The sequence below is a fragment of the Bacillus mycoides genome, assembly GCF_001757995.1.
GTDB classification, from domain to species: Bacteria; Bacillota; Bacilli; order Bacillales; family Bacillaceae_G; genus Bacillus_A; species Bacillus_A mycoides_B.
In genome coordinates this window covers 33,897-47,452 of sequence record NZ_LXLV01000066.1, presented here as the reverse complement: position 1 = coordinate 47,452, position 13,556 = coordinate 33,897, and the positions used below count along the sequence as shown (strand labels likewise).

Below are 13,556 nucleotides of genomic sequence, written 5' to 3'. Positions count from 1 at the left end.
TATATAGAACAAACTAGGAGGTAATATTATGCCAAGAGTAAAAGGTGGTACAGTTACTCGTCAACGTCGTAAAAAAGTTATAAAATTAGCAAAAGGTTACTACGGTTCTAAGAGTACATTATTTAAGGTTGCTAACCAACAGGTTATGAAATCTCTAATGTATGCATTCCGTGACCGTCGTCAAAAGAAACGTGACTTCCGTAAATTATGGATTACACGTATCAACGCAGCAGCTCGTATGAATGGTCTTTCTTACAGCCGCTTAATGCACGGTTTAAAAAATGCTGGCATCGAAGTTAACCGCAAGATGCTTGCTGACTTAGCTGTTCATGACGAAAAAGCTTTCGCTGAATTAGCAACAGTTGCAAAAAACAACATTAACTAATTAATTAGTTGAAACCTTAGAAGATTTTTCTTCTAAGGTTTTTTATTTACATTCATTGCAAATATTCAATGATTTGCAAAATCCTTTACTTATTATCGTTATCGATATGACAAAATCAATGCGAAAACTATAGCGATATAGAAGAATATGTGTATAAGGTCGGGAGAATCCTCCTGGCTTTTTTTATTTATGCTCCTTTGGAAAGAAGAGTATCTTTCCTAGCAGAAACGACACTGCTATAATGGAGAGATGATATGGAACTTTCATCAGATGAATAATCTAAGAACGATGATTGAAACGTATTTGTAAATTAAGGACAAGCTATTTTAGAAAGAGGTAAATAGCTGACTTATTAATAAGAAACGAAAAATAATAATGAACTTTGAGATGAAACAACATTGTTGCGTAAAATGCGATGTTGGAGGAGGACAATAGAATGGACTTACTACAACTATTTAAATTACAAAAAGAATTAGATGACCGTATTGTGAAAGAACATGACTTACAACCGAAGAAATTGTTAAAAGAAAAAATGTTAGCTCTTCTTGTAGAAATTGGAGAACTTGCAAATGAAACACGTTGTTTTAAATATTGGAGCAATAAACCGGCATCAGAACGTGAAGTAATATTAGAAGAATATGTAGATGGTTTACATTTTATTTTATCAATCGGAATCGATTTAGGAATTGATAAAAACTTCTTATTCTATAAATGTGCGCAAACGAATAAAACACAAGTAGAAATTTTCTTAGACACATATGCGAAAGTGATTCGTTTTACAGATCAACCTTCTATTACGAACTATATTGAACTGTTTACAAGCTATCTTCGCCTTGGACAAGCGCTTGAATTTGAACAAGAAGAAATTGAAAAAGCATATTTAGATAAAAATGAAGTAAATCATCAGCGTCAAACACAAGGATACTAATTTAATTTTTGAATATTTCAATTTCATTTTGTATAATAAAGTGACTGAAGAAAAAGGAGGGTGTTGGCAATGACAAAATTAGACGAGACATTGACAATGCTAAAAGAATTAACAGACGCACGCGGCATTGCGGGTAACGAGCGCGAACCACGTGAAGTAATGAAGAAATATATTGAGCCGTTTGCTGACGAACTTTCTACTGATAATTTAGGAAGTTTAGTTGCAAAAAAAGTTGGGGAAGAAAACGGCCCGAAAATTATGGTTGCAGGTCATTTAGATGAAGTTGGCTTTATGATTACGCAAATTGATGACAAAGGCTTCCTTCGTTTCCAAACGGTTGGTGGCTGGTGGTCGCAAGTTATGCTTGCACAGCGCGTAACGATTGTAACGCGTAAAGGAGATGTAACAGGTGTAATTGGTTCAAAACCACCGCACATTTTACCTCCAGAAGCTCGTAAAAAGCCAGTTGAAATTAAAGACATGTTCATCGATATTGGTGCTTCTAGCCAAGAAGAAGCGATGGAGTGGGGCATACGACCAGGAGATCAAGTTGTACCGTACTTCGAATTCCAAGTGATGAAGAATGAAAAGATGTTACTTGCAAAAGCATGGGATAACCGAATTGGCTGTGCAATTGCAATTGACGTATTAAAACAATTAAAAGATGAAAAGCATCCAAACGTTGTATACGGCGTTGGGACTGTACAAGAAGAAGTTGGTCTTCGTGGTGCGAAAACATCTGCAAACTATATTAAGCCAGATATCGCATTCGCAGTAGATGTAGGTATTGCTGGTGATACACCAGGTGTAACGGCAAAAGAAGCACAAAGTAAAATGGGCGATGGTCCGCAGATTATTCTATATGATGCTTCTGTTATTGGTCATACAGGTTTACGTGATTTCGTTGTTGATGTTGCTGATGAATTACAAATTCCATATCAGTATGATTCTGTAGCGGGCGGGGGAACGGATGCAGGAGCAATTCACATTTCTGTAAATGGTATCCCATCTATGGCAATTACGATTGCGACACGCTACATTCATTCTCATGCAGCGATGTTACATCGTGATGATTATGAAAACGCAGTGAAGTTAATTGTAGAAGTTATTAAACGTCTTGATAAAGAGGCTGTACATAACATTACATTTAATTAATAGAAAAAAGCGAAGGATAACCTCCTTCGCTTTTTTCATTTTTAAAACGGTCTTTCTAATCCTGCTGCAGTATGAGCTCCTAAAATAATTAAGCGAGTTAATTGCATTGCCATGAAATGCGGGGTATAAATCATGCCTCTTTTTAACCATGACATAATCATTCCGATATGAGCGCCTGTAACATAACTAATAAGAATATCACGAGGGACCATAAGGTCTTCATCATCTGGCTGGGAAATAGATAAGCTTAATGTTAAATGTGTTTGAATTGTTTTCATCATTTTATAAGAATAGTTTCCAGCTGCCTTATCGCCGAGCATAACGTTATAGAAATTAGTATTTTCTGCGATATGCTCAAACAAAGCTAAAAAAGTTGGATGCGGTGAATCAAAAGCGAGCTGAAAATCTTCTTTATTTCGATTTTGTGGTTTAATTACTGCAGCTAGTTTTTCTAACATTTCTTCTATGCTTTTTTCTAATAAATCATATTTATCATGGTAATGGCTATAAAATGTAGCACGATTTACAGGAGCACGTTCCGCGATATGTTGCACAGTTACATTTTCGAAGCCCTTTTCGCCTACTAAAGCGACAAAAGCATCCTGTATGAGTTGTCTCGTTCGTTTTACACGTGGATCATTTGTATTTTTAATAGACATTTTTACTTCACCTCGTTTAATTTTTAAAACTTAAACAACAAATGTGTAGTGTAATGTTGTTTAAACAACATATAGATTTAAATTGTTGGTTGTAGATTCGGGATAATTATTTATAATTATAAACGATAGTCCTTTAGAAATCAGCACCGCTAGGATGCAGACAAAACATAGTTTGCGTCGTAAAAGGTGTGCTTTTTTTGTTTAAAGGTTAATATAATTAACAATTAAACAATATAAACACTAAGGATATAAATAGTTTAGAAAAAAATTATATGCGATATAAGGAGAGGAATGCAATGAATCAGTTTCGAAGAATGGTAATTATCAACATTATCACATTAATTGTATTAGTTGGCGGCGGTATCGGCGGTTATTACTACTACAATCAAGCAGAAAATTATTTAAAAACAGACAATGCAAAAATTGACGGAAAGGTAATTCCGATTGCATCACCAGTAGCAGGTAAGTTAACAGACTGGAAAGCTGAAGTAGGAAAAAACTACAATGAAAACGATAAATTAGGTGCTGTCACTGTAGCGGGAGCAAATGGTGAACAAACAGTAGACGTAACAATTCCGCAAAATGCTACAGTTGTACAATCAAACGCAACAACAAATGCGTTCGTTGGAGCAGGTAGCCCAATTGCATACGCATTTGATATGAGCAATTTATGGGTAACAGCAAACATTGAAGAGACAACTATTGATGATGTTCAAAAAGGCCAAACAGTAGATGTGTATGTAGACGCATACCCAGATACAACGTTAACAGGGAAAGTAGAACAAGTTGGATTAACAACAGCGAATACATTCTCGATGTTACCATCAAGTAACGCAACAGCGAACTATACGAAAGTAAAGCAAGTTGTACCAGTTAAAATTTCTTTAGATCATAGTAAATCAGTAAATATTGTTCCTGGAATGAATGTGTCAGTTCGTATTCATAAGTAAGGGGGAGATGAGATGTCCTCAATTGCAATTGTAGGATATGCACTATTTTGTATAATCGTCTTCTTCCTTGTAAATCGTCTTTTACGAAAGAAAAAAACGAATATGGGAGAAGAACAAGTCCCAGCCGTAAGTAAGATAGAAGTAAGTCAAGCAGAAACAGTAGAGAAAGAACTTGAACCAAAACAAGAAACAGAAGCTTCTAACGTAGTTGAATTAGAAACAGGGAAGCAAGAAGAGCAAGTAAAACAGGAAAAAGAAATGCTGAAGAGACAATTGCCGGTAGAGAATGTGAATGTAAAGGCAGTTGTAGCTGTATTAATTCTCGGTATGTTCGTTTCTATTTTAAACCAAACGATCATTAATGTTGCATTGCCTCCATTAATGAATGAATTTAACGTATCAACTTCAACAGCACAATGGTTAATTACAGGCTTCATGCTTGTAAACGGAATTTTAGTACCGATTAGTGCATTTTTAGTTTCACGGTTTACGTATCGTAAATTATTCGTAGCAGCAATGTTATTCTTCACTGTAGGATCTATCATTTGTGCTACATCAGGAAACTTCACAATGATGATGACAGGCCGTGTTATTCAAGCGGTTGGTGCAGGTATTTTAATGCCAGTTGGTATGAATATCTTCATGACATTATTCCCGCCTAATAAACGCGGAGCGGCGATGGGATTACTTGGGGTTGCAATGATTTTAGCGCCAGCTATCGGACCAACTGTAACAGGTTGGGTAATTGAAAACTATAGCTGGAACTTAATGTTCTATGGGATGTTTGTTATCGGTTTAATTATTACGTTCTTATCTTTAAAATTCTTTACACTAGCTCAGCCAGTGTCTAAAACAAAGTTAGATGTATTCGGTGTTATTAGTTCAAGTATTGGACTAGGTAGTTTACTGTACGGATTTAGTGAAGCTGGAAATAATGGCTGGACTAGTGCAGAAGTTGTTATAACACTTATTATCGGTGTCATTGGTTTAGCGGTATTTATTTGGAGAGAGTTAACAACGGACAATAAAATGCTTGATTTACAAGTGTTTAAATATCCAGTATTTACTTTCACATTAGTAATAAATGCAATCGTAACGATGGCGTTATTCGGAGGTATGCTATTACTTCCTGTATATCTGCAAAATATTCGCGGGTTTACGCCGATGGAATCTGGTCTACTACTCCTTCCAGGATCATTAATTATGGGGATCATGGGGCCAGTTGCAGGGAAACTATTTGATAAGTATGGTATTCGTCCGTTAGCAATTGTCGGATTAGCCATTACAACATTTGCGACATATAAATTTACAACGTTATCGATGGATACTCCGTATAGCGTTATTATGACGGATTATATTATACGTTCAATTGGTATGTCATTCATTATGATGCCAATTATGACAGCTGGTATGAACGCACTGCCGATGAAATTAATTTCTCACGGTACAGCAACGCAAAATACGTCAAGACAAGTAGCTGGTTCAATTGGAACAGCGATATTAATCACACTTATGACGCAACAAACGACTGCACACGTAGCGGATTATGGCAATATGTTAACAACGTCAAACCCAATTTTAGTTGATAAAGTACACGGTATGGGCCAAAGCTTAGCGGCATTAGCCGGATCAGCTCAAGCAGGAGATGCGATGAGCACCCAACTATTATTCGGACAAATTTCAAAGCTATCTGCAATTAACGGTATTAATGATGCCTTCTTAATTGCAACAATATTAGCCGGTATTGCTTGGGTGTTATCGTTCTTCTTACCATCAGGCAATAAACGAAATAGAAAAGCAGGGAATTAAATTCCCTGCTTTTTTGTCTTTTAAAGAGTGAGATATAAAAGATGATAACCACTCACAGAGCATAATCCTGTTATAAACAAAATCGTCCCCATAGAACGAATACTTGATATTTGTCTTCCGCTTATAATAGCCAATAGTCCAGCTAAAGAGAAGAGACACCAATATAAAGTTCCTGAAATTGGGATCATCTGCTCTATGTCTATTCCATAACCTATACAAATGATAGGAACAACGATAAGCAATATGCTAGTCAATCCTGCTATGAATGTAAAAAAATTTCGATATTTAATTCCAGTAGCAATTAAAAAAATGCCCACGATGATCTCACATAACAATAAAATAGGGGCTAAGATGAGCCAAATAAATAATCCGGTAGATTCCATGTACAATAACTCCTTAACGAATGAAAGATGAATCAGGCATAGACATGAGCTGATAACAAACAGCTGTGAACAGCCCTATCGAGAAAATAATGAATCCCATGTTACGTATACTATTAATTTTTGAACGTGCCCCATTCATTCCTGCGAATAAGCCAGCAAGAGAGAAGAGTATCCAATATAGAACTGTTGGAATGTGAAGAACGTTCTCTCCGTTTATACCTTTGTTCAAAAAAATAAAAGGCATTATAACGAATGAGCAGCAAATAATCCCCATTAAAATAGCAAGGAATTTACGATGAATAATTCCGGTTACCACTAAAAAAATACCACCAGCAATTCCGCACAACATGAGAAGTGGCATAAAAAGCATCCAAATAATACTAAACATATGTAAACTCCTTTATATGAATTAAGTTATATTTTACAACATGAGGTTTATTTTGGATATTATTAATGAATATGTATAATTTGATAGGAATGAGTAGTAACGATACGAATGATCAAAAAGTGTTAACGGAAGAAGAGTTTGAAGCTGTTATAAAAGAGTAAAAAGAGGTATCGTGATGATACCTCTTTTTTACATTGAAAAGGCGATTATATTAGTCAAAATATGTAATAGTATAGCGGGAATAATAGATTTAGTTTGTTTGTACAATAAACAAGCAAATATTCCCGTCATAAATGCGCTAATCATAACTCCCACAGAGTACGTATGAGCAATACCGAAAATTAAACTTGAGAGAATTGCAGCTGGCAAAAAGGTAAACTTCTCTTCGAAAAAACGAAGAAGAATACCTCTGCATACAAGCTCTTCAAAAATAGGTACAAAAATTCCACCAGCTAGAAGTAAGAGAAGTGGATAGTGCTCTAGTGTTGAAAGTTGTAATGCATCAGACTGTTCTTGTACGGATGAAGGGAATAATTTATCTAGTACAAACATATCTACAAACAGGGTGAGTACATAATAAATGAGAACATAGATGTACATCTGAAAAGATTTTAAAACTCGAAAATCGAATGTAGGTAATACTAGTTCTTTCAGTGGTTGATATTTCATGATATATACGATTAGTAAAAGTAGGGCAACTAATTCATAACTTACATTTTTTATAGATTCAAGCAAGGGTTTATTTGTATCTGGGTTAATGTATCCATATAACTCAATAGGTAAAAATGTAAAGAGTATATTTATTAACGAGAGACACGGAAAGAGAATGAATAAAACTCCAAGAAATTGTAACCATGACATGGAGTTTTTCTGTTCGTGTGGAATTTGTGTAGCGGATTGCATATGTTCAAATCACCTCTTTATATTTATATATAAAATTATAGCTGATTTGAATTTGGAAGGTTACGTTTAAATATTACATACAAGATTTAAATTTGAAATATTCTGTGCGTTTTTTAGGGGAAAATAATAAAAGAGGTATCACTCTGTAGTGATGCCTCTTTCTCATTGGTAAATATGTTCTGTTTTATTATTCGATTTCGATTGCTCTATTTGTAATTCACGCTCTACCAATCGGTCTAATTGCTGAATAGCTTTCAATGCTTTTTCATAAGAAATCGTTCGGTAGTGATGTGCGCCACCTGGTTCTTCATCGGCTTCATCCGCCCACTTAATAACGTTTTGTAGAGGTGTTCTTTCAAGCGTTTGTTCTAGTAGGAAAGAATCAGTGTGCAGAAGAATTGCAACAGAAATTTCTTTTGCTAGTTTCGGGTGTTCTCCTAATCTAATAAGCAATTTATGAGCTCTTTCTGCTCCTTTAATCGCATGTATATCATTCTTTTTATACAAGTCATAGTCCCATTCTCCCTCACTGTACCATGTGTGATGTCCGATATCATGAAGGAAACCAGCCTTTGTCGCAGCATCGACTGAGGCGCGATGCTTTTTAGCTAAGTGAAACGCATGGTAAGCGACAGCAATCGCGTGGACCATTCCAGAACGGTTTACATATTTTTGTGTAATGTGATGTTTAAAAACTTGTTCAAGCGTAATACGGTGCATAAAACATTCACTCCTTTTATCTAATGATGTATATGAAGAAAATCGATCGGTTTAAATGTATTTTGAACATTGTACTCCATCAATCCGCGTTAGTAAAGTAGAAATGTTTAGGAGAAGAAAAATTTTATAGACATAAAATGTCACCTTAGTTTTTTCTAAGGTGACATTTTAGTGTTTATTTTTTTAATCCTTGCTCCAGTGTTCCTAACATTTCGTGTTTTTCATTTTCATCAGCATTTTTCCAAATGACTTCGAATAAAACGCCAAGACCTGGAAGCATTTTTTCTTCACCGCTTTGAATTGCATCGACAATCGTTTCTTGTAATTGGTCTTGTGAATTTCCAGATACATTCGCTAATACAGCGCCGCGTAAATTAAAACTCATTATCTTCACCTCTTCTTCAGAATTGAAACTGACGTTAGTTTTTGTTCTTTTTTATGTAAATATGTATGAAAAATAGGCTATAATGATAAGACAAGAAGAGAGGGAAATACATATTATGAAAAACATTGATTCAGTACAAAACCCGCGTGTGAAGCAGTGGAAAAAGCTGCAGACGAAAAAAGAGCGCGATAACAAAGGTTTATTTTTTGTAGAAGGATTCCATTTAGTAGAGGAAGCGTTAAAGGCAGGAGTTGTAACAGAACTTATCGTTTCAGATCAGACAGATCTTCCGAAAGATTGGACAGTTAATGATGTTGAAATGTATATTGTGCCTGAAGCAATTGTAAAAGTACTTCGCGAAACAGAAACAACGCAAGGCGTATTTGCTGTTTGTGAGAAACATGAGAAAGAAGTAGCTCTTACTGATGGGAAATTTCTTTTATTAGACGGCCTTCAAGACCCAGGTAATTTGGGAACGATTATTCGTACAGCTGATGCAGCTGGTATTCATGCCGTTGTGCTTGGAGAAGGGTGCGTTGATGTTTATAATAGTAAAGTATTACGCTCTACACAAGGTTCTATTTTTCACTTACCGATTGTAAAAGGGAACTTAGAAGAATGGGTGGACAAGTTAAAAGAAAGTAACGTCCCTGTATATGGAACAGCTCTTGAAAATGGAGTTCCGTATGGTGAAGTAACACCGGCCGGAAGTTTTGCATTAATTGTAGGAAATGAAGGAAGCGGCGTACGCCAAGAAATTCTTGCGAAAAGTGATCAAAACTTGTATATTCCGATTTACGGAGGGGCAGAATCATTAAATGTTGCGGTTGCAGCAGGGATTTTAACGTATTATTTACAAAGCCCAGTTGCGAACAAATAAAAAACTTCTTATAATAAGTTGAAGTATATGTTTGTAATGAACATACAATAAAAGTTAAATAACGAAAAACGTTGATAGAGAAGAGTAGCTTACAAAATCGCCATATAGGGAGAGAGTGCCGTAGACTGAAAGCATTCTTATGGTAGATGGAAGTGAATTCACCTCTGGAGTTGGCGCCAGGACCATTTATATGTAAAGGCGTTCCGGTCAGAATTGATCGTTATAACTAATGAGTGGGCAGACTTGTTCTGTCAATTTAGGGTGGTACCGCGAATTTACCTCGTCCCTTTTTGGGAGCGAGGTTTTTTTATTTTTAAAATTAGGAGGGTTCCAAATGGAAGCACGTTTAAAAGAGCTAAAGCAAAAAGCGTTAGAGCTTATTGAAGAAGCGAAAGAGCTAAAGGGCTTAAACGACGTACGCGTAGCGTATTTAGGAAAAAAAGGCCCAATTACAGAAGTATTACGCGGCATGGGAAAATTATCAGCAGAAGAGCGTCCACGTATGGGAGCATTAGTAAATGAAGTACGTGAAGCGATTCAAACGCGTCTAGAAGACAAAATTGGCAACTTAGAAAAAGCAGTAATTGAAGCGAAATTAGCTACTGAAACAATTGATGTAACATTACCAGGTCGTCCTGTTGAAACAGGTTGCCACCATCCGTTAACAGCAGTTGTTGAACAAATTGAAGATGTATTCATCGGTATGGGTTATGAAGTAGCTGAAGGAACAGAAGTAGAAAAAGACTACTACAACTTCGAAGCATTAAACTTACCGAAAGATCACCCAGCGCGTGATATGCAAGATACATTCTACATTACAGAAGAAACGTTACTACGTACGCATACATCTTCTGTGCAAGCACGCACGATGGAAAATAACAAAGAAAAAGGACCGATTAAAATTATTTGTCCTGGTAAAGTGTATCGCCGCGATGACGATGATGCGACGCATTCACACCAATTCATGCAAATTGAAGGTCTTGTAATTGATAAAAACATCCGTATGAGTGACTTAAAAGGTACACTGCAAGTATTCGTGAAAAAGATGTTCGGTGAAGATCGTGAAATCCGTCTTCGTCCAAGTTTCTTCCCATTCACAGAGCCATCTGTAGAGATGGATATTTCTTGTATGATGTGTCACGGTAAAGGTTGTGGCACTTGTAAAGGAACTGGCTGGATTGAAATTTTAGGCGCAGGAATGGTTCATCCGAACGTGCTTGAAATGGCTGGTTATGATTCAAAAGAATATCAAGGTTTCGCATTCGGTATGGGCGCAGAGCGTATCGCAATGTTGAAATACGGCGTTGATGACATTCGTCATTTCTATACAAATGATGTACGTTTCTTACAACAATTCAAACGAGCGTAAGGGAAGGAGAGGATAAATATGTTCGTATCATATCGTTGGTTACAAGAGTATGTAGATATTAAAGATGTAACAGCACAAGAACTAGCAGACAAAATCACGAAAAGTGGTATTGAAGTAGAAGGTGTTGAAGTATTAAATAAAGGTGTAAAAGGTGTTGTAGTTGGTCACGTATTAGAATGTGAAAAACACCCAGAAGCTGATAAATTAAGCAAATGCTTAATCGATATTGGTGAAGAAGAGCCAGTTCAAATTATTTGTGGTGCTGCTAATATTGCAAAAGGTTTAAAAGTACCAGTTGCAAAAGTTGGCGCTGTACTTCCTGGTAACTTCAAAATTAAAAAAGCAAAACTACGCGGTGAAGCTTCTCATGGTATGGTTTGTGCCCTTCAAGAGCTTGGCATTAATGGGAAACTAGTTGCGAAAGATTACGCAGATGGAATCTTCATCTTCCCAAGTGACGCTGAAGTTGGTGCAGATGCACTTGAAATTTTAAACTTACATGATGAAGTACTTGAGCTTGGTTTAACACCAAACCGTGCAGATTGCTTAAACATGTTAGGTGTTGCATATGAAGTAGCTGCTATTTACGGCCGTGAAGTAAAACTTCCAGCTATCAACTTACAAGAAACAGCAGAAAAAACTTCTGATTACATTTCTATAAGTGTAGAAGCGAAAGAAGAAAATCCGTTATACATTGCGAAAATGGTTAAGAATGTAAAGATTGGTCCATCACCAATGTGGATGCAAACTCGCCTTATGGCAGCTGGTATTCGTCCAATTAGCAATGTAGTTGATATTACAAACTACATTTTAATGGAATACGGTCAACCGTTACATGCATTCGATTACGATAAATTAGGTTCAAAAGAAATCGTTGTTCGTCTTGCAAAAGAAGGCGAAAAAATTGAAACATTAGATGATCAAGAACGTACGTTACAAGAGCATCATCTTGTAATTACAAACGGTACAAAAGCTTTAGCTGTTGCTGGTGTAATGGGCGGAGCTGATTCTGAAGTTACAAATGAGACGGTAAACGTTTTAATCGAGTCTGCATACTTTGCAGGTCAAACAGTACGCCGTACATCAAAAGACTTAGGTCTTCGTAGTGAATCAAGTGCACGTTTCGAAAAAGGAATTGATCCAACACGTACATTTGAAGCAATTCAACATGCGGCTGCTTTAATGGCGAAATATGCTGGTGGTGAAGCACTTGAAGGTGTAGTAGAAGCTGATAACTTACAAGTACAAGAACGTACAGTATCTGTTACTGCTGAAAAAGTAAACCGTGTATTAGGTACAGATATTTCTGCGAGTGAAATGGGTACAATGTTCACAAACTTGAAATTCCCATTCACAGAAGTAGAAGGGACATTCCATGTAAATGTACCAGCACGTCGTCCTGATATTACAATTTCAGAAGACTTAGTAGAAGAAGTGGGTCGTCTGTATGGGTATGATCACATTCCAGTTACATTACCTTCTGGAACGATGACACGTGGTAAATTAACAGCAGCACAAACGAAACGTCGTAAAGTACGTCGCTTCTTAGAAGGTGCTGGTTTATATGAAGCAATCACATATTCATTAACAAGCGCTGACAAAGCAAAACAATATATGGTAGAGCCGAACGAAAAAGCTCCTGTAAATCTTGCGCTTCCAATGAGTGAAGAGCGTAGTCAACTTCGTTTAAGCTTAGTACCACAATTGTTAGAAGCAGTTTCATACAATAATGCTCGTAAAAACGATAGTGCTGCTTTATACGAAGTAGGTTCTATCTTCTTACCGACAGAAGCAGGAGAACTTCCGAAAGAAGAACAACATCTTGCAGGTGTTATGACAGGTCTTGCTCTTCACCATGCATGGCAAGGTGAGAAGAAAGTAGTAGACTTCTTCGTTATGAAAGGTGTGCTAGAAGGATTATTCGACGTACTTGGCGTTGCAAACCAAATCGCATATGCACCAGCAAAACGTGAAGGTATGCACCCAGGCCGTACAGCTGACATCGTATTAGATGGCGAAGTAATTGGATTCATCGGTCAATTGCACCCAGAATCGCAAAAACAATTAGATGTGAAAGATACATTCGTATTCGAACTATCTCTTGCAAAAGTATTCGGTGCAGACGTGGAAGAAACTTACTACTCAGCAATCCCACGTTTCCCATCTATGACACGTGATATGGCTGTTGTAGTAACAACAGAAACAAAAGCTGGTGAAATGAAGCAAGTCATTGCTGAAGCTGGTGGAGAACTTCTGAAAGACGTAACATTATTTGATTTATACGAAGGTGAAAAAATGGAAGAAGGCAAGAAATCACTTGCATTCTCTATGACCTACTTCGATGCAGAACGTACGTTAACAGATGAAGAAGTAACCGAAGCACATAACCGTGTCTTAACAGCGGTAGAAGAGAAATTTGGTGCGGAGTTACGTAAGTAATAAAAGATTGCCGGATTAATTCCGGCAATTTTTTTTTATGATGCGATTTTCGAAAGTTGTCGGTAAGTCGATATATTATAAAAATCGCTGATATATTTGAAGTTACGGTCGATATATTATAAAAATCGCTGATATATTTGAAGTTACGGTCGATATATTATAAAAATCGCCGATATATTTGAAGTTGCGGTCGATATATTGCA

General features: G+C 36.6%; 14 protein-coding genes and 1 other annotated feature. Of the genes, 8 read left to right on the top strand and 6 right to left on the bottom strand.

Annotation, left to right across the window (positions count from 1 at the left end):
* Positions 1-28 precede the first annotated feature (28 nt).
* The 3 genes from rplT (at position 29) to BWGOE10_RS22800 (ending at position 2,468) form a co-directional block, all read left to right on the top strand.
* Positions 29-385, top strand: coding sequence for a 50S ribosomal protein L20 (gene rplT, locus BWGOE10_RS22810; RefSeq protein ID WP_001138364.1), 357 nt, complete (start codon positions 29-31; stop codon positions 383-385).
* A 436-nt stretch (positions 386-821) separates the two neighbouring features.
* Positions 822-1,313, top strand: coding sequence for a dUTP diphosphatase (locus tag BWGOE10_RS22805; protein ID WP_000365057.1), 492 nt, complete (start codon positions 822-824; stop codon positions 1,311-1,313).
* Positions 1,314-1,382: 69 nt separating this feature from the next.
* Positions 1,383-2,468 carry a M42 family metallopeptidase gene (locus tag BWGOE10_RS22800; protein ID WP_070145068.1) on the top strand — a complete coding sequence of 362 codons (1,086 nt, stop codon included), beginning with the start codon at positions 1,383-1,385 and terminating at the stop codon, positions 2,466-2,468.
* 41 nt (positions 2,469-2,509) lie between these two features.
* On the opposite strand, the gene BWGOE10_RS22795 is transcribed toward BWGOE10_RS22800, so the two are convergent.
* Positions 2,510-3,127 (bottom strand): TetR/AcrR family transcriptional regulator, encoded by a 618-nt coding sequence (locus BWGOE10_RS22795; protein WP_070145067.1) that lies wholly within the window; start codon positions 3,125-3,127, stop codon positions 2,510-2,512.
* 296 nt (positions 3,128-3,423) lie between these two features.
* On the opposite strand from BWGOE10_RS22795, the gene BWGOE10_RS22790 reads away from it, so the two are divergent.
* Positions 3,424-4,077 carry an HlyD family secretion protein gene (locus BWGOE10_RS22790; protein ID WP_001071405.1) on the top strand — a complete coding sequence of 218 codons (654 nt, stop codon included), beginning with the start codon at positions 3,424-3,426 and terminating at the stop codon, positions 4,075-4,077.
* 12 nt (positions 4,078-4,089) lie between these two features.
* Positions 4,090-5,886: a DHA2 family efflux MFS transporter permease subunit gene (locus BWGOE10_RS22785; RefSeq protein WP_070145066.1), complete on the top strand. Its 1,797-nt coding sequence runs from the start codon at positions 4,090-4,092 to the stop codon at positions 5,884-5,886.
* 20 nt (positions 5,887-5,906) lie between these two features.
* Here BWGOE10_RS22785 and BWGOE10_RS22780 read toward each other — a convergent pair whose 3' ends face one another.
* The 5 genes from BWGOE10_RS22780 to sspI all read right to left on the bottom strand — a co-directional run bounded on the left by BWGOE10_RS22780 (position 5,907) and on the right by sspI (position 8,665).
* Positions 5,907-6,269, bottom strand: a complete 363-nt coding sequence (locus BWGOE10_RS22780) for an ammonia permease (RefSeq protein ID WP_070145065.1) — start codon at positions 6,267-6,269, stop codon at positions 5,907-5,909.
* Positions 6,270-6,282: 13 nt separating this feature from the next.
* On the bottom strand, positions 6,283-6,657 hold the full coding sequence (locus BWGOE10_RS22775) for an ammonia permease (RefSeq protein WP_070145064.1): 375 nt from the start codon (positions 6,655-6,657) through the stop codon (positions 6,283-6,285).
* A gap of 189 nt (positions 6,658-6,846) precedes the next feature.
* Positions 6,847-7,560, bottom strand: coding sequence for a CPBP family intramembrane glutamic endopeptidase (locus BWGOE10_RS22770; protein ID WP_070145063.1), 714 nt, complete (start codon positions 7,558-7,560; stop codon positions 6,847-6,849).
* Positions 7,561-7,722: 162 nt separating this feature from the next.
* Positions 7,723-8,280: an HD domain-containing protein gene (locus BWGOE10_RS22765; RefSeq protein ID WP_070145062.1), complete on the bottom strand. Its 558-nt coding sequence runs from the start codon at positions 8,278-8,280 to the stop codon at positions 7,723-7,725.
* Between the two features lie 175 nt (positions 8,281-8,455).
* Positions 8,456-8,665 (bottom strand): small acid-soluble spore protein SspI, encoded by a 210-nt coding sequence (sspI, locus tag BWGOE10_RS22760; RefSeq protein WP_000009511.1) that lies wholly within the window; start codon positions 8,663-8,665, stop codon positions 8,456-8,458.
* Positions 8,666-8,747: 82 nt separating this feature from the next.
* Between sspI and BWGOE10_RS22755 the strand changes: the two genes are divergently transcribed.
* The 3 genes from BWGOE10_RS22755 to pheT all read left to right on the top strand — a co-directional run bounded on the left by BWGOE10_RS22755 (position 8,748) and on the right by pheT (position 13,353).
* On the top strand, positions 8,748-9,545 hold the full coding sequence (locus BWGOE10_RS22755; protein ID WP_070145061.1) for a TrmH family RNA methyltransferase: 798 nt from the start codon (positions 8,748-8,750) through the stop codon (positions 9,543-9,545).
* A 62-nt stretch (positions 9,546-9,607) separates the two neighbouring features.
* Positions 9,608-9,836: a binding site (T-box leader), on the top strand.
* Between the two features lie 43 nt (positions 9,837-9,879).
* Complete coding sequence (gene pheS, locus BWGOE10_RS22750; RefSeq protein ID WP_000388220.1) at positions 9,880-10,914, top strand: phenylalanine--tRNA ligase subunit alpha; 1,035 nt, start codon at positions 9,880-9,882, stop codon at positions 10,912-10,914.
* Positions 10,915-10,932: 18 nt separating this feature from the next.
* Positions 10,933-13,353, top strand: coding sequence for a phenylalanine--tRNA ligase subunit beta (pheT, locus tag BWGOE10_RS22745; RefSeq protein WP_070145060.1), 2,421 nt, complete (start codon positions 10,933-10,935; stop codon positions 13,351-13,353).
* The last annotated feature ends 203 nt before the right edge of the window (positions 13,354-13,556 follow it).